Genomic DNA, 15,023 nt, shown 5'->3' with positions numbered 1-15,023 from the left:
AAACGCGAACCTGTACCAACTTGCGTGATAAATGGCTGAATTTGCGAAAAATCACCCCAACCCAATGCCGATAAGTCAACCCGATCTTGGCCCTGAACAAAATCCGTGATCGTGTCGGCCCCAAACTGGCGCGCTGTATAAATAAACGAATCCAGCCCAGCTCCACCGGTCAGCGTGTCATTCCCGCCGAATCCCGTGATCGTATCGCTATTGGAAGTGCCGACCAGCGTTTCGCTTGAATTCGTACCATTAATGACAGCCATAGTGTAACCCCGGAATCAAGTAGTGCCGGAAACCGCTCCGGCCATGATAGGAAAAACTACTTATAAACGACCGATCAGAGCAAGTTTAAATTTTGATAATGTTCCAATTTTGAATTCATATATTTTACTTTTTGGCACCTATTCATATCCTTAGTTAATGCATGTTGGAACTTTATACCTACTTTCGGGCATATTAGAAATATTCTGCAACAATTAGTCCCTCCCTCGTCATTCTCGCGCAGGCGGGGATCCAGATTCGGCGTCAGACTGGATCCCCGTCTGCGCGGGGATAACGAAAGGGCGGGGGGATGACGAAAGGGCGCACTGCACTGCACCCGGCGCACCACCCTTGCCAGCCCCGCGCCCGTCCGCCACATCTGCGTCATGGCCCTTCACATCCGCCAGAGCGCCCTGACGGCGATGCTTGCAGCAGCGCGCGATGCCCCACCGCTTGAGGCTTGCGGGTTGTTGCTGGGCACTGGCGCTTGCGTCGAAAGCGCGGTGCCTGCCGCCAATGTCGCGCCCGATCCGGCGCTTCATTTCGAGATCGATCCCGCAGCGCTGATCGCCGCGCATCGTGCGGCGCGAGACGGGCTTGGGCCGCACGTCCTCGGCTATTTCCATTCGCACCCCAATGGCCTTGCACGGCCCTCTGCCACCGATGCCCAATCTGCCGCGCGCGACGGACGGGTCTGGGCAATCGTGGCTAACGATGCGATTACGTGTTGGACCGATGGGCCAGATGGCTTCGAAGCGCTTTCCTACGCGGTCACACAAGGCTAAGGCTGGTGTTCGAATGATTTGGCAAAGACCGCCTCTTTCTGTTGCAAACGGCCCCGGCTCCGGGGTTTTCGTTGCAGCGGGCGGGGCGCGGATTTTGTCTCTTGGACAGTGTAAACTGTGTAAACCTGTTAAGGTAAAGGGATAGTTTCCTGAACATGACCGCCTCCCCCATCGATCTTGCCAGCCTGCTGTGTTCGCGCCTGTGCCACGATCTGCTCAGCCCCGTCGGTGCCTTATCCAACGGGCTTGAACTGCTGGCCGAGGAAAAAGACCCCGAGATGCGCAAGCGCTGTTTCGAGTTGCTCGAACAAAGCGCCAAGGCATCGGCAGACAAGCTCAAATTCTTCCGCCTCGCCTTTGGCGCGGCGGGCGGCTTTGGCGATTCCGTCTCGGTCAACGAAGCACGTTCGCTGGTCGATGCGCTGGTTGGCGCAAACGCCCGCGTTTCGGTGAACTGGATGTTCGGCGTGGATGCCCTGCCCAAGCCTGCGGTCAAAACGCTGCTCAACCTTGCGCTGATCGGCCTTGATGCGCTGGTGCGCGGCGGCACGCTCGATATCGGCGCGGAAATGCGCGATGGCACCACCGAAATCGTGGTGCGCGCCGCCGGACAACGCATCGCCTTCGATCCCGCCATCGGGCAAGCTCTGGAAGGCACGCTGCCCGCAGGCGAACTCGCCAGCCGCACCGCGCCCGCCGCGATGATCCAGCAATTGGCCGCATCGGTCGGCGGCGGCATCCAGGTCCATGTCACGGCGGAAAGCCTTGTTCTGGGCGCGGTGCTCCCCTCTGCCTGACGAAGACCCTTCAGGCCCGATGCGCCGCTGGCTCGTCCATCGCGAAGTGCCCTCGCCCAACTGGAACGAGCGTAAGCTGCCGGTCACGATGGTCGTGCTGCACTATACCGGCATGGAAAGCGCACAGGCCGCGCTTGACCGGCTGTGCGATCCCGTCGCCGAAGTATCGGCGCATTACATGATCGACGAGGACGGCACGGTCACCGGCCTCGTCGATGAGGCCAAGCGGGCGTGGCATGCGGGGCGCGGGTCGTGGCGCGGGATCACCGATGTCAATTCCGCCTCGATCGGGATCGAAATGGTCAATCCCGGCCACGAATTCGGCTACCGCCCGTTCACCGATGCGCAGATCGAGGCGCTGCTCCCGCTGCTGGCCGATATCGTCAAACGCCACAACATCCCGCGCGCCAATGTCGTCGGCCATTCCGACATCGCGCCCGCCCGCAAGGAAGATCCGGGCGAATTGTTCCCGTGGGAAGTGCTCGCCCGCCACCGCCTCTGCCTGCCCGTGCCAAAGCTGAAAATCCGGCTGATCTTTGATAACGAAGGCGCGTTCTTCCTTGCGCTCGAACGCTTCGGCTATGACATCACTGACCAGAAGGCAGCAGTACGCGCGTTCCAGCGGCGCTGGCGGCCCCATAAGATCGATGGCGAAGTGGACGGACAGATCGGGGCATTGCTTTTCGAACTGCTGTTGGAACGTGACTTGGGGCATGCTAGGTGAGCCTCCGTGTCAGGGGGCCGGGCAGCCGCGTTGTTGCAAAACACCGAGGAAAGTCCGGGCTCCACGAAACAAGGGTGGCGGGTAACGCCCGCCGGGCTGGGGATTAACGTCCCCGGTCAAGGGAAAGTGCCACAGAGAGCAGACCGCCTCGGCTTCAAACCGAGGTAAGGGTGAAAGGGTGCGGTAAGAGCGCACCGCGCGACCGGCAACGGAAGCGGCATGGCAAACCCCACTCGGAGCAAGATCGAATAGGGACTGCGCGTTCGCAAGAACAGGCTTGTTTCGGGCCAGCAGTCCGGGTTGATTGCTTGAGCGTTCCGGCAACGGTCCGCCTAGAGGAATGGCTGCCAGTGCCGATACGGTCCACCAGTGGGATACCGTCGGCGCTACAGAACCCGGCTTACAGGCCCCCTGACACTTCAAAGACGTTTCCTACCGGCTTGTAAGGCGCTAGGGAGAACGCATGTCCGCAGGCCATCATCATCATGACCATGTTCATCACGGGCACGGGCATTCCCACGCCCCCGCCAGCTTCGGGCGCGCATTTGCGGTCGGCATAACGCTCAACCTCGCGTTCGTGATGGTCGAGGCGGTCTATGGCGTGATCTCGGGATCGATGGCACTGGTCGCCGATGCCGGGCACAACCTGTCAGACGTGCTAGGGCTTGTGATCGCATGGGTCGCCAGTGTGCTCGCCGCACGCCCCCCTTCGGCGCGCTATACTTATGGCTACAAGTCCAGTTCCATCCTTGCCGCGCTGGGCAATGCGGCGTTCCTGCTGATGGCGCTGGGCGCAATCCTTGTCGAAACGATCCGCCGTCTGATTGATCCGGCACCCGTGGCGGGCGGACCAGTGATGGTCATTGCCGCCATCGGCATCGTGATCAACACCATCACCGCGCTGATGTTCATGCGCGGCCGCCATCATGATATCAACATTCGCGGCGCTTATCTGCACATGGTCGCTGATGCCGCCGTTTCGGCAGGCGTCGTAATCGCAGGCCTGCTGATCACGCTGACGGGCGCGCAGTGGATCGATCCGGTCACCAGTCTGGTAATTGTCGGGATCATCGCCGTGGGCACATGGGGTCTGCTCAAGGACTCGCTGAAGATGAGCCTGCACGCCGTTCCCGCGCGGATTGACGAACAAAAAGTGCGCCATTTCCTCGCCACGCTGAACGGCGTGGAAGCCGTGCACGATCTGCATATCTGGCCAATCAGCACAACCGAAACAGCGCTGACGGCGCACCTCGTCATGCCCGGTGGCCATCCGGGCGATGATTTCCTCCACCACCTCGCGCATGAACTCGAACACGATTTTGGCATCGGCCACGCCACGGTCCAGGTCGAAACGCTGGTCGGCCACGACTGCGCCCTGCATAGCGACGCAACCGTTTGACCTGACCCGCACCTGACCTTGCGGGCATTGGCCCAAAGGACATGCTGCAACGCAGCGCGCGACGGGCCATCTGGTGCCTGCGGGAAAACTTTCCGGATAGATATACCCCATCGCTCCGGTTTCCCGCGCAGACTGTCCGGCCAATTCGTTCCCTTCGGCCGAGGTCTACCTTCGACGGCGCGCTGCTTCCAAGCAGCGCGCCGGTTTTTTGGTTTATTGTTCCCGATCAATACCCTGCCCTATTGGCCATGTCGTATTCGCCATTACGCACACCACCTTGGACATTGGACGGGGCCATCCGGCGCCCTTTTTTTGCACCGCCGGATCACACTATTCTTCGAATGAGGAGTTTACCATGACCCGCAAGTTCCTGATTGCCGCGCTTATCGCAACTGCAGCAACCGCCCTGCCCGTTTTCACCACTCCGGCAGTGGCCGCTACCGAAAGCGGCACGATTGTTGACGGCGCGGTGGCCTCTGCCGATCACACCACGCTTGTCGCAGCGGTCAAGGCCGCAGGCCTCGTTGATACGCTGAACAGCGCTGGGCCGTTCACAGTGTTTGCGCCCACCAACGCGGCCTTTGCCAAGCTGCCAGCGGGCACTGTCGACACTTTGCTCAAGCCCGAGAACAAGGCAACGCTCACCAAGGTTCTGACGTACCATGTGGTTGCGGGCAAAGTCCTTGCGGCCGATGTCCTGGCTCTGATTACCGCAGGCGGCGGCTCAGCCAAGATCACCACCGTATCGGGTGGCACGCTCACCGCATCGCTGATGGGTGGCAAGGTCACGCTCACCGATGAGAAGGGCGGCATGGCCCACGTCATTGCAGCTGATATCATGCAAAAAAACGGCGTCATTCACGTGACTGATGCTGTCTCGCTGCCGAACTGATGCCAATTCGCCATCGGGTCACACCGCGGGCATAAACAAGAGGGCGGGTGCATCGCTGCACCCGCCCTTTTTGTATGCGGTCGGGAAAGAAGCGCGTTTAAGCCGCTTCTTCCTCCTTGCCCTTGAGCACGCGGATCGGGTCCTTGCGGCCTTCCACGACGTCCTTGTCGACGACGATTTCGGCAATGTCGGTTTCGGTCGGCACATCGAACATCGTATCAAGCAGCAAGCCTTCAACGATAGAGCGAAGCCCGCGAGCGCCGGTTTTGCGCGCAATGGCCTTCTTGGCGATGGCTTCGAGCGCATCGTCAGTGAAGGTCAAAGCCACGTCTTCCAGCTCGAACAGCTTGGCATATTGCTTGATCAGCGCGTTCTTGGGTTCGCGCAGAATCTTGACCAGAGCTTCAATGTCGAGGTCTTCAAGCGTTGCGATAACCGGCAGACGGCCAACGAATTCCGGAATCAGACCGAACTTGAGGAGATCCTCAGGCTCTGCCTTTTGCAGCAATTCGCCGATCTTGCGCTTTTCAGGATCGGCCACATGCGCGCCGAAACCGATTGAACGCTTTTGCAGACGGTCAGAGATGATCTTATCAAGGCCCGCAAACGCGCCGCCGCAGATGAACAGGATGTTCGTCGTGTCGACTTGCAGGAATTCCTGCTGCGGATGCTTGCGCCCGCCTTGTGGCGGCACAGAAGCAGTAGTGCCCTCCATCAGCTTAAGCAGCGCCTGTTGCACGCCTTCGCCCGAAACGTCGCGCGTGATCGAAGGATTTTCGGCCTTGCGGCTGATCTTGTCGATTTCGTCGATATAGACGATCCCGGCTTGCGCCTTTTCGACGTTGTAATCCGATGCCTGAAGCAGCTTCAGGATGATGTTTTCAACGTCTTCACCCACATAACCCGCTTCGGTCAGCGTGGTGGCATCAGCCATCGTAAACGGCACGTCGAATGTCTTGGCCAGCGTTTGCGCCAGCAGCGTCTTGCCCGAACCGGTCGGCCCGACGAGCAAGATGTTCGACTTCGAAAGCTCGACCTCGCCGCCCTTGCCGCTGTGCTTCAACCGTTTGTAGTGGTTGTGTACGGCCACCGAGAGCACGCGCTTGGCGCGATCTTGCCCGATCACATAATCGTTCAGAGTCTCAAAAATGTCGCGCGGGGTGGGTACTCCGCCATCTTTCTTGCCCGCGATACCGGCTTTGGTCTCTTCGCGGATGATGTCGTTGCACAGTTCGACGCATTCATCGCAAATGAACACGGTAGGCCCAGCAATGAGCTTGCGCACTTCGTGCTGCGACTTCCCACAGAAGCTACAGTAGAGCGTGCTCTTGGTATCCGATCCAGAAAGCTTGGTCATTCGTCCATCCCAGACGCCCCTCCACGAGAGGCGGTGCCGATTATCCTACTACCACAGGGGCATTAATCAACCGGACTTAAAAACAAGTGATAGTTCTTATCCCGCCGCGCCTTTCATGAAGCTTAAGGCGCGGTGGGAAAAGAACCGGTAATTCACGCAGGCGCGCCGCCCGATCCCTCAACTTCGCCCGCGGCATCTGTTGCCGGACGGGTTTCGAAGACCTTGTCAACGATACCAAACTTCAACGCTTCTTCAGCCTCAAGGAAGGTATCGCGGTCCATCGCCTTTTCGATCTCGTCAAGGCTGCGGCCGGTGAATTTCACGTAAAGATCGTTCATGCGCGAGCGGATACGCAGGATTTCACGGGCCTGAATCTCGATATCCGAGGCCATGCCGCGTGCGCCGCCCGAAGGCTGGTGCACCATGATCCGCGCGTTTGGCAGCGCGATCCGCATACCGGGTTCACCGGCTGCCAGCAGGAACGAGCCCATCGATGCGGCTTGTCCGATGCACACGGTAGACACGCGTGGGCGAATATACTGCATCGTATCATAGATCGCGAGACCTGCCGTAACGACGCCGCCGGGCGAGTTAATATACATCGAAATGTCCTTCGACGGATTTTCCGACTCGAGGAACAGGAGCTGGGCGATGATCACCGAGGCCATATGGTCTTCAACTTCGCCCGTGACGAAGATGATTCGTTCACGCAGCAAGCGCGAATAGATGTCGAAGCTCCGCTCGCCGCGGCTCGATTGCTCGACCACGACCGGGATCAGGGCACCTGTGACGGGGTCTTGGGTGAACTTGCCCTGGCCGCCATAAACACTGGCGCTCGAAGCGCCGAACAAGTCGAGCATGGGAATCCTCATTTGGTTAGAACTGCTATGTCGCGTGCCACGGCGCGATGTTCAAGTGCGTTAACTGCAAATCCGCGCAAACCCGTGGATGGATGTGCCATGTTTCTGCACAAAGGCGTTGCGAGCGGTCTGTCTTGCATGCACTCACTACGCCAGCAAAGCACCATGCATTCGGTGGCAGCAGGACAAGAGAGCATGAAAGTTTCCGCTTTGGTTCTGAGGGTTACCGCTGCAACAGCAACGGCACTGACAGCTTTCCCGGTGCAAAGCCAGACGGTTTCACACTATCTTGAGCGGATCGCTGCGCTGGATGATGGCGGACCGCTGCTGGGCGCCGTGATTGCAATAAATCCTGACGCTCTGAAGGAAGAGGCTGCAAGCCGCACTATCGCCGGGCCGCTTGCGGGCAAGGCCGTGCTGATCAAGGACAACATCGAGACGGCGGGCCCCCTTGCCACCACCGCCGGAAGCCTTGCCCTGAAAGACAACGTGACCGGTCGCGATGCGCTGCTGGTAGCGCGGCTGCGCAAGGCAGGTGTGGTCATTTTGGGCAAAACCAACTTGTCCGAATGGGCCAATATCCGCTCGTCCTCCTCTTCAAGCGGATGGAGCGCGACTGGCGGTCAGACAAAGAACCCTCATGCGATTGACCGCACCCCATGCGGGTCGTCATCGGGCAGCGGCTCTGCGATTGCAGCAGGGCTGGCATGGGCGGCCATCGGCACCGAAACCGATGGCTCGATCACGTGTCCCGCGTCGGTCAATGGCATCGTAGGCTTCAAACCCACCGTGGGCCTGATCAGCCGCACCCATGTTGTGCCGATCAGCCACAGCCAGGACACCGCTGGCCCGATGACCCGCAGAGTCGGCGATGCCGCACTGCTGATGAACGCGCTGGCAGGCAGCGATCCGGCTGATGCGGCCACGGCTGAGGCCGACAAGCGCAAGGCCGATTTCACCACCGGCCTCGCCACCGCCAGCCTTAAAGGCGTGCGTCTGGGCGTGTTGCGCAAACAGGCAGGCAGCCATCCGGGTTTGCTGGCGCTGTTTGACAAGGCACTGGCCGATCTCAAGGCCGCGGGTGCAGAACTGGTCGAGATCGATTACACTGTTCCGCCCGAAATGGGCCGCGATGAATTCACCGTGCTGCTCTATGAACTGCGCGAGGATATGGGGGCCTATTTGCGTTCCACCCCTGCCGCAAAAGGGCCGAAATCGCTGGCCGATCTGATCGCCTTCAACAAAGCCACGCCTGCCGAATTGCGCTGGTTCGGCCAGGACGTGTTCGAACAGGCCGAAGCGACCACCGACAAACCCGCCTATGAAGCAGCGCGCGCCAATTCGCTGAAACTGGCAGGGGCGCAGGGTATCGACAAGTTGCTCCACGACAACCGCATTGCCTTCCTGATCGCACCGACCGAAGGCCCGGCTTGGCCGATCGATCTGGTATTGGGTGATCACTTTGTCGGTGTGGGCGCAGGCAACCTTGCTGCCATCGCCGGATACCCTCACCTGACAGTGCCGATGGGTTCGGTCGAAGGCTTGCCCATCGGCCTATCGTTCATGGGCGCAAAGTGGAACGACAAGGCCGTGCTGGAAGCCGGTGCCGCTTATGAACGCGCGCGAACCGCCACAGTACCCGTGCCAAGCTTCAAGCGCTGGGGCGAATAGCAGGCAGGACTCAATCCGCCCTGCCGGCCTCCCGCAGGGCTTCGAGCGCATCGAATTGCGATTGCAGTGCGTGATGGCGCGCCTTGGCTTGGGCGATGCGGGCGCGCTCTTCGTCTTTGCGGCGGCTTTTATCCAAACGGATAAGCCAGTTCCCGGCATCGCGCAGCCAATGGCCGATGATGTCAAACAGACCCTGCCCGCGCACCGGGGCCAGCGCTTGTCCGCGCGCGATGGGTTTGTCAGCCACCGCTGTCACGGGAGCGCGGGGTGGTGGCGCAGGCACCGGCACTTCCGCGATTGGCATAGGGCGCATTGCAAGCGCACGGTCGAGCAGGTCATGTGTCAGCATCGCGGCGGGTTTATCCTTTGCAAGGGTTGCCCCGGCGGTGACCGGAGGAAGCGTGGCGATGGGGTGCCTATGCGGCCCCGGTTTGAGCGCCATTCGCGCCCCCTTTTTACCCCGGCCCGATTTGGGTTTTGCCGCCTTCGCTTTGCCCGCAGCGATCTTGGACGACGGCGTCGGCCGAGTACAAACGCCGGTCGCGGGCGCAGCAATTTCGGGCCATGGCACTGCTGTAATCATCGCGCCGCGCGGCGGGGGCACGATCAAGCCTGTCGGAAAAGCAGGCGGATTCGCCGACCTCAGCATGAATGCCGACTCTGCTTTTGGATGAGGCCCGCGCTTTGGCATCTTGCCCTTGTTGCGCGGTTTGGAAGCGACGCGATTACGAACCGTGTGCATGGCAGTTCCCCGTATATCAAGGGTTCTTGCCTTTGGATTCTGACACAACACGGGGGTGCCGCGAATCGTGAAACCGCTCCGGTTCGGACGAACCAGCAGATTTCTTAACAACTTACGAATTCATACGGCGCACAACTGCGTATTTTTGGCCCGAAAAGCACAACGGCCCGGCATGCAAAAGCACGCCGGGCCGTCTGATATCCCGCCCCGTCAGGCAGGATCAATCCGAAATGGATCAGCCTTCAGCCTTCTTCTTGGGCGCGGCCTTCTTCTTTGGAGCAGGCGCTTCCTCTGCGGCAGGAGCTTCTTCTGCCGCAGCAGCCTTCTTCTTCGGAGCAGCCTTCTTGGGCTTTTCTTCAGCAGCGGCTTCTTCAGCAGGAGCTTCTTCAGCCGGCGCTTCAGCAGCAGCCTTCTTCTTGGGTGCAGCCTTCTTGGCAGGCTTGGCTTCAGCAGGCGCAGCGCCGTCTTCCGCTTCGATCGCGGCTTGCAGCTCTTCCTTGGTCACTTCACGTTCCGTGACTTCGGCCTTGTCGAACAGGAAGTCGACGACCTTGTCTTCGTACAGCGGTGCGCGCAGTTGCGCAGCGACCAACGGTTCGGAACGGACGTATTCGGCAAAGCGCTGGCGGTCTTCTTCGCGGTACTGCTGCTGGGCCTGACGGATCAGCATTTCCATTTCCTGCGCGGTAACCTGAACGCCATTGGCTTGGCCGATTTCCGAAAGGAGCAGGCCCAAACGCACGCGGCGTTCGGCGATCTTGCGGTAATCGTCCTTCTCGGCTTCGATTTCCTTCAGCGCTTCTTCAGGGTTTTCTTCGCCCTGTGCTTCTTGCTGAAGCTGCTGCCAGATCTGTTCGAATTCAGCCTCAACCATCGAAGGCGGCACGGCGAAATCATGACCGGCGGCAAGCTGATCCAGCAGCGCGCGCTTCATCTGGGTGCGGGTCAGGCCCGCAGTTTCCTGCTCAAGCTGGCCGCGCAGCAGAGTGCTGAGTTGCTCAAGGCTTTCAAGGCCGAGCATCTTGGCGAATTCGTCATTGGCTTCGAATTCACCGGCAACCTTCACCGCCTTCACGGTGATGTCGAAAGTGGCTTCCTTGCCCTTGAGGTTTTCCGCCGGGTAATCTTCGGGGAAGGTTACGTTGATGACCTTTTCATCGCCAACCTTCACGCCGACAAGCTGCTCTTCAAAGCCCGGGATAAAGCGGCCAGCGCCCAGTTCCAGCGGGGTATCTTCAGCAGCGCCGCCTTCAAAGGCCACGCCATCAACCTTGCCGAGGAAATCGATGATGATCTGGTCACCATCCTTGGCGACGGCACCTTCTTCGGCATCGGTGAACGACTTCTGGCCCTGCGCGATGCGGCCAATGGCTTCGGTCACCTGCTCTTCCGTCACCGGAACGACCAGCTTTTCCAGCTTCAAGCCGTCAAGCGAGGGGGTTTCAACCACGGGCAGAACTTCGAGTTCCACCGTCAGTTCTGCGTCCTTGCCCACGTCATAGCCATCAGCCATGGCAACGGCGGGCTGCATCGCAGGGCGCAGCTTGTGTTCTGCAACCAGCTTGTCCATCGCATCGCGGATCGAGGTTTGCAGCGCTTCTTGATGAAGCTGCGCGCCATGCATCTTGCGCACGAGGTTTGCTGGCACCTTGCCGGGGCGGAAGCCGGGCATCTTGATCTGCGGCGCGATCTTCTTGACCTCACCTTCAACCCGCGCGGCGATATCGCCCGCAGGGATGGTGACGGTGTAGGCGCGCTTCAGGCCTTCGTTGGTTGTTTCGACGATCTGCATCCTGATCCAACTTTCATCAATATCACGCGCGCCCCAAGGCGCAGCAAATTCCGTTTCAGACTCTGGCGCGCGGTCTGGTGCGGGCGAAGGGACTCGAACCCCCACATCTTGCGATGGCAGGACCTAAACCTGCTGCGTCTACCAATTCCGCCACGCCCGCATCCGGCAAATAGAGAGCGGTGCCCCTATCCCAGCCTTTCACAAAGGGCAAGCACCTTGGATTTTCCTTGTGGAACCGGGCACCATAGGAGGGCGTTTATGGAGATATATGATCGATTTGAGGACGCATACCATGGCCACAGCCCCCGAAATCCACCAGCCCGACCGAATCGCCCCCCAATCCCCGCCGGAATCACCGCCGGTGACGCAACCTGATGAGATCCCCCCGGTAATCCAGCCGGATGAGACGCCCCCAATCGAGCCGGACCGCATTGATCCGGGCAGTCCGCCCGGAATAGTGCCTACAGCGCCCGATTGATTCGCTATGGCTTGGCGCTCCGCCCCGGTTGCCATATGTTGCAGGCATCCATCCGGGAGATCGCCATGTCCGATGCTTTTGCGCCCGTGTTCACAGCTTTGCGCGCCATGATGCTGGATCAGGCGTCCGGCATGACGGTCACGCAGGATGCGCCCGGCCATCTGGTGATGAAAACGCCGTGGAATGAACCGGGCAAACAGGAACCTGCGTGGTTCGGCATGGTGCAGATCAAGAAGGCCTATGTTTCATGCCACCTGATGCCGCTCTATGCCCTGCCCGCCCTGCTGGCTGATGCATCGCCCGCGCTGCTGAAACGCATGCAAGGCAAAAGCTGCTTCAACTTCAAGAAAGACGAGCCGGACCTGTTCGCCGAACTGGCCACGCTCACGCACCGCTGCGCCAAAGCTTACGCCTCTCCCACCGATGCCACGCCGCATTAGAGCGCTTTCCGACCAATCTGGCTCACCGTGACGGAGCCGATTTTGGCCGAGTGCCAGGATTGAGGAGGGAGCCATGCCGTCGCATAGTGACCGACGATAGACGCAGCAATCGGCCAAAAGGGGCCCGCCCCGTAGGGGTTGATGCAGGAAGCCCCTCGGACTGCGTTACCTTGCTTGGACGGGCAACCAGCCCGCCCTGCGCAAGGCTCCTTGCCGAGCGGCTTCCTGCGTCAATCACGGTGAGCCAGATTGGTCGGAAAGCGCTCTAAAGGTTTTGGTGAACGCCCCGATGGAGAATAGGCTCCTGCCCAAGGAGTACGCATCATGACCTTGAAGATCGCCGCCACCCGTCTGGCCGCCGCCCTGTTGGCCATCGGCACCCCCGCATGCACCCAAGCGGCAAGCGAACCCGCGACCGCCGTAGCCCCGAAATCACCATGGATCGCCGCCGATTTCACCGTGCCGGTTCTGGTACAAACGCCCGGCTTCAAGGTCGTGCCGCTCAGCCCCGCTTTGGTGAAGGTCGATTTTGACGCCTATATGTCGTCCATCGAACACCTGCAAAAGACCTTCACCCGCAGCACCGCCTGGCCGCACGCAGGCATCACCGATGCCGATGCCATGCTGGACATGGAAACCGAACAAGCCCGCTTCAGCAAACGCGAATCCTTCGCCTATTCCGTGCTCACCCCCGATGGCAGCCGTGAACGCGGCTGCATCTATGTATACCCCAGCCCCGTCAAAGGCTACGACGCCATGGTCCGCATCTGGGTAACCAAGGCCGAATACGACGCAGGCTTTGATAGGGAGCTTTATGCGTGGGCGACCAACTGGCTCAAAACAGACTGGCCCTTTGCGAAAGTGGCCTATCCGGGCCGCGCGATTGCGTGGGCTGAGTGGGACGGGTTGGTTGGGGACAAAGAGGCCAATTAAAGGGCGCTTGCCCCTACCCCAATAACCGCGCCAACATCTGCATCAGCCCTAACTTCTCGCCCGCCCCGCTTGGCGGAGCAGCGCGATCATCGCTCACGCACTCAAGGCAATAAGCCCGCATCCCGCCACCGCTGATCAGGCGGCTAACGTCAGCCTCAATCCGCGCCAGCAAGCCCTGTTGCCGCGCAGCCAGCACCCCGGCGAGGTCTTTCGCGCCACTTGCCCGCGCCTCGCCCGTTTCCATCTGTTGCAGGAATTGCGCAATCGGGCTGGCTTCGCTCTGGATATAGGCCGCGTGCCATTCCTTTGCGCCTGCCTTCTTTGCGGCCCATGCCACGGCATCTTCCACGCCGCCGAATTCATCTACGAGACCCAATTGGCGCGCGGTGCCGCCGTCCCAGATGCGGCCCTGCCCGATTTTGTCGATATCCGCCGTGGTTTTGCCGCGCGATTTGGCGACATAGCCGATGAAGCGGGCGTAGGTTTGTTCGACCTGGTTTTGCATTACAGCGGCCACTTGCGGGGTGATGCCGCCGAGCAAGTCGGGCTGGCCCGATAGCGGGGTGGTGGCGACGTGTTCGGTCGTCACGCCATATTCGGGCAAGGTCGCCTCGAAGCTGGGGAACACCGCGAACACGCCGATGGAGCCGGTGATCGTGGAGGGTTCGGCAAAGATGCGCTGGGCAGGCGTTGATACCCAATAGCCGCCGCTGGCCGCCGTGCTGCCCATCGATACGGCAATCGGCAAGCCCTTGGCCTTGACCCGTTCCACCGCCGCGCGGATGCGTTCTGATGCCAGCACCGAACCGCCGGGCGAATCCACCCGAAGGACGAGCGCTGCGTAATCATCGCTTTTGGTGACGCCATCGATCAAAGCGGCAATCCGATCTCCGCCGGCCACGCCGGGGCCAGCATCGCCATCGACGATTTCACCCGCGACAGTAACAACCGCCACGGCCTTGCCCGATTTGGGCGCGGGCTTATCGGCGAGATAGACGCCAAGTTCGGTGCCCTTAAACGCCCCCAACCCGCCATCACCATCCGCCCCGACCAGTTCGGCCACGCGTTGGCCAAAAGCGATGCGATCTCCCACGCGGTCAATCATGCCTGATTTTACCGCCGCTTGCGCGGCATCGCCGCCCGCATCGGCCACCCATTTGGCCGGATCGGTGATGGCGGGCGTGTAATTGGCTTTGGGCCGCGCGCGCTTCACATCGTCCTGCCAGTTTTGCCAGACTGCTTGCAGCACCGCGTTTAACGCATCGCGCGATTCAGGCGAAGAATCGCTGCGGATGTAAGGCTCCACCGCGCTTTTATAGGTGCCAACTTTAAAGACGTTGGCTTTGACCTTCAGCTTATCGAGCAGGCCCTTATAGAACAGCATCGTGCCGCCCGGGCCGCTGATCGCAACGCCGCCCATTGGATCAATCCACGCCTCGGTGGAATGCGCGGCCAACTGAATCGCATCGTCGGTATAGATCAAGGAGCGCACCAGCACCGGCTTTTTGGCGGCGCGCACTTTATCGAGCGCAGCGCCGATATTGGCGATTTGCACGCCCGACCCGCCGGAGAACTGTTCGAGATCAAGCACGACAGCCTTGATCCGCTTGTCCGTGGCGGCGCTTTCAATCGCGCGCACCAGATCGCGTTCCACATATTCGGGCGCGGGCGCATCGCCAGAAAGCAACAGCGATGTTGGCGATAATTGGGCGGCTTCTTCAACGATTCCACCATTCAGCGCCAAATAGAGCGCGCCTTCGCGCACCATGCCCGGGCTGGGTCGCGCGGTAAGCGCCGCGTAAAGCACTGCGAAAAACAGCAGCAGAAACAAAAGGACCAAGCCATCTTTGATGGCGACGAGGATCTTCCAGACCGAACGGGCAAAGCTCATG

The 15,023-nt window shown here is 60.4% G+C and carries 15 protein-coding genes, 1 tRNA gene and 1 other RNA gene; 10 read left to right on the top strand and 7 right to left on the bottom strand.

Going from position 1 to position 15,023, the window contains the following annotated elements:
- On the bottom strand, positions 1 to 263 hold a 263-nt coding region (locus IP81_RS15555), incomplete at its 3' end, for a M10 family metallopeptidase C-terminal domain-containing protein (RefSeq protein ID WP_197274662.1).
- A gap of 384 nt (positions 264 to 647) precedes the next feature.
- On the opposite strand from IP81_RS15555, the gene IP81_RS15550 reads away from it, so the two are divergent.
- The 6 genes from IP81_RS15550 to IP81_RS15530 all read left to right on the top strand — a co-directional run bounded on the left by IP81_RS15550 (position 648) and on the right by IP81_RS15530 (position 4,858).
- Positions 648 to 1,046, top strand: coding sequence for a Mov34/MPN/PAD-1 family protein (locus IP81_RS15550; protein WP_054108921.1), 399 nt, complete (start codon positions 648 to 650; stop codon positions 1,044 to 1,046).
- A gap of 155 nt (positions 1,047 to 1,201) precedes the next feature.
- Positions 1,202 to 1,843 carry a histidine phosphotransferase family protein gene (locus IP81_RS15545; RefSeq protein WP_054108920.1) on the top strand — a complete coding sequence of 214 codons (642 nt, stop codon included), beginning with the start codon at positions 1,202 to 1,204 and terminating at the stop codon, positions 1,841 to 1,843.
- 19 nt (positions 1,844 to 1,862) lie between these two features.
- The gene (locus tag IP81_RS15540; protein ID WP_054108919.1) at positions 1,863 to 2,567 is read left to right on the top strand and encodes an N-acetylmuramoyl-L-alanine amidase; all 705 of its coding nucleotides are present in this window, start codon (positions 1,863 to 1,865) and stop codon (positions 2,565 to 2,567) included.
- Positions 2,568 to 2,576: 9 nt separating this feature from the next.
- Positions 2,577 to 2,986: RNase P RNA component class A (rnpB, locus tag IP81_RS15560), an RNA gene on the top strand.
- 44 nt (positions 2,987 to 3,030) lie between these two features.
- Positions 3,031 to 3,966, top strand: coding sequence for a cation diffusion facilitator family transporter (locus tag IP81_RS15535; protein WP_054108918.1), 936 nt, complete (start codon positions 3,031 to 3,033; stop codon positions 3,964 to 3,966).
- 355 nt (positions 3,967 to 4,321) lie between these two features.
- Positions 4,322 to 4,858: a fasciclin domain-containing protein gene (locus IP81_RS15530; protein ID WP_082356226.1), complete on the top strand. Its 537-nt coding sequence runs from the start codon at positions 4,322 to 4,324 to the stop codon at positions 4,856 to 4,858.
- A 97-nt stretch (positions 4,859 to 4,955) separates the two neighbouring features.
- Here IP81_RS15530 and clpX read toward each other — a convergent pair whose 3' ends face one another.
- Entirely contained in the window at positions 4,956 to 6,215 is a 1,260-nt protein-coding gene (clpX, locus tag IP81_RS15525; RefSeq protein WP_054108917.1) for an ATP-dependent Clp protease ATP-binding subunit ClpX, read from the bottom strand.
- A gap of 152 nt (positions 6,216 to 6,367) precedes the next feature.
- Positions 6,368 to 7,075, bottom strand: coding sequence for an ATP-dependent Clp endopeptidase proteolytic subunit ClpP (gene clpP, locus IP81_RS15520; protein ID WP_054108916.1), 708 nt, complete (start codon positions 7,073 to 7,075; stop codon positions 6,368 to 6,370).
- A gap of 165 nt (positions 7,076 to 7,240) precedes the next feature.
- Here clpP and IP81_RS15515 point away from each other — a divergent pair, with 165 nt between their 5' ends.
- Positions 7,241 to 8,746: an amidase gene (locus IP81_RS15515; RefSeq protein WP_054108915.1), complete on the top strand. Its 1,506-nt coding sequence runs from the start codon at positions 7,241 to 7,243 to the stop codon at positions 8,744 to 8,746.
- Positions 8,747 to 8,756: 10 nt separating this feature from the next.
- On the opposite strand, the gene IP81_RS15510 is transcribed toward IP81_RS15515, so the two are convergent.
- The 3 genes from IP81_RS15510 to IP81_RS15500 form a co-directional block, all read right to left on the bottom strand.
- Positions 8,757 to 9,395 (bottom strand): hypothetical protein, encoded by a 639-nt coding sequence (locus tag IP81_RS15510; RefSeq protein WP_197274661.1) that lies wholly within the window; start codon positions 9,393 to 9,395, stop codon positions 8,757 to 8,759.
- Between the two features lie 328 nt (positions 9,396 to 9,723).
- The gene (gene tig / locus IP81_RS15505) at positions 9,724 to 11,280 is read right to left on the bottom strand and encodes a trigger factor (RefSeq protein ID WP_054108935.1); all 1,557 of its coding nucleotides are present in this window, start codon (positions 11,278 to 11,280) and stop codon (positions 9,724 to 9,726) included.
- 75 nt (positions 11,281 to 11,355) lie between these two features.
- A tRNA-Leu gene (locus IP81_RS15500) sits at positions 11,356 to 11,440 on the bottom strand.
- A gap of 132 nt (positions 11,441 to 11,572) precedes the next feature.
- Here IP81_RS15500 and IP81_RS19840 point away from each other — a divergent pair.
- From IP81_RS19840 to IP81_RS15490, 3 genes are all read left to right on the top strand, one after another.
- Entirely contained in the window at positions 11,573 to 11,758 is a 186-nt protein-coding gene (locus tag IP81_RS19840; protein ID WP_082356225.1) for a hypothetical protein, read from the top strand.
- A gap of 65 nt (positions 11,759 to 11,823) precedes the next feature.
- Entirely contained in the window at positions 11,824 to 12,198 is a 375-nt protein-coding gene (locus tag IP81_RS15495) for a DUF1801 domain-containing protein (RefSeq protein ID WP_054108934.1), read from the top strand.
- 324 nt (positions 12,199 to 12,522) lie between these two features.
- Positions 12,523 to 13,131, top strand: a complete 609-nt coding sequence (locus IP81_RS15490) for a hypothetical protein (RefSeq protein WP_054108913.1) — start codon at positions 12,523 to 12,525, stop codon at positions 13,129 to 13,131.
- 13 nt (positions 13,132 to 13,144) lie between these two features.
- On the opposite strand, the gene sppA is transcribed toward IP81_RS15490, so the two are convergent.
- Positions 13,145 to 15,022, bottom strand: a complete 1,878-nt coding sequence (sppA, locus tag IP81_RS15485; protein WP_054108912.1) for a signal peptide peptidase SppA — start codon at positions 15,020 to 15,022, stop codon at positions 13,145 to 13,147.
- Position 15,023 lies beyond the last annotated feature (1 nt).

Origin of the sequence: Novosphingobium sp. AAP83 (genome assembly GCF_001295795.1) — a bacterium.
Classification (GTDB): Bacteria; Pseudomonadota; Alphaproteobacteria; order Sphingomonadales; family Sphingomonadaceae; genus Novosphingobium.
The sequence above is the reverse complement of the archived record's forward strand: the minus strand, read 5'-3'. Positions and strand labels throughout refer to the sequence as shown.

Coding starts and splice junctions, on each gene's coding strand:
- IP81_RS15530 (WP_082356226.1), top strand. CDS start 4,322: ATGACCCGCAAGTTCCTGATTGCCGCGCTTATCGCAACTGCAGCAACC.
- sppA (WP_054108912.1), bottom strand. CDS start 15,022: ATGAGCTTTGCCCGTTCGGTCTGGAAGATCCTCGTCGCCATCAAAGAT.
- IP81_RS19840 (WP_082356225.1), top strand. CDS start 11,573: ATGGCCACAGCCCCCGAAATCCACCAGCCCGACCGAATCGCCCCCCAA.
- IP81_RS15535 (WP_054108918.1), top strand. CDS start 3,031: ATGTCCGCAGGCCATCATCATCATGACCATGTTCATCACGGGCACGGG.
- IP81_RS15540 (WP_054108919.1), top strand. CDS start 1,863: ATGCGCCGCTGGCTCGTCCATCGCGAAGTGCCCTCGCCCAACTGGAAC.
- IP81_RS15550 (WP_054108921.1), top strand. CDS start 648: ATGGCCCTTCACATCCGCCAGAGCGCCCTGACGGCGATGCTTGCAGCA.
- IP81_RS15490 (WP_054108913.1), top strand. CDS start 12,523: ATGACCTTGAAGATCGCCGCCACCCGTCTGGCCGCCGCCCTGTTGGCC.
- IP81_RS15495 (WP_054108934.1), top strand. CDS start 11,824: ATGTCCGATGCTTTTGCGCCCGTGTTCACAGCTTTGCGCGCCATGATG.
- IP81_RS15510 (WP_197274661.1), bottom strand. CDS start 9,395: ATGCTGAGGTCGGCGAATCCGCCTGCTTTTCCGACAGGCTTGATCGTG.
- IP81_RS15515 (WP_054108915.1), top strand. CDS start 7,241: ATGCATTCGGTGGCAGCAGGACAAGAGAGCATGAAAGTTTCCGCTTTG.
- clpX (WP_054108917.1), bottom strand. CDS start 6,215: ATGACCAAGCTTTCTGGATCGGATACCAAGAGCACGCTCTACTGTAGC.
- IP81_RS15545 (WP_054108920.1), top strand. CDS start 1,202: ATGACCGCCTCCCCCATCGATCTTGCCAGCCTGCTGTGTTCGCGCCTG.
- clpP (WP_054108916.1), bottom strand. CDS start 7,075: ATGCTCGACTTGTTCGGCGCTTCGAGCGCCAGTGTTTATGGCGGCCAG.
- tig (WP_054108935.1), bottom strand. CDS start 11,280: ATGCAGATCGTCGAAACAACCAACGAAGGCCTGAAGCGCGCCTACACC.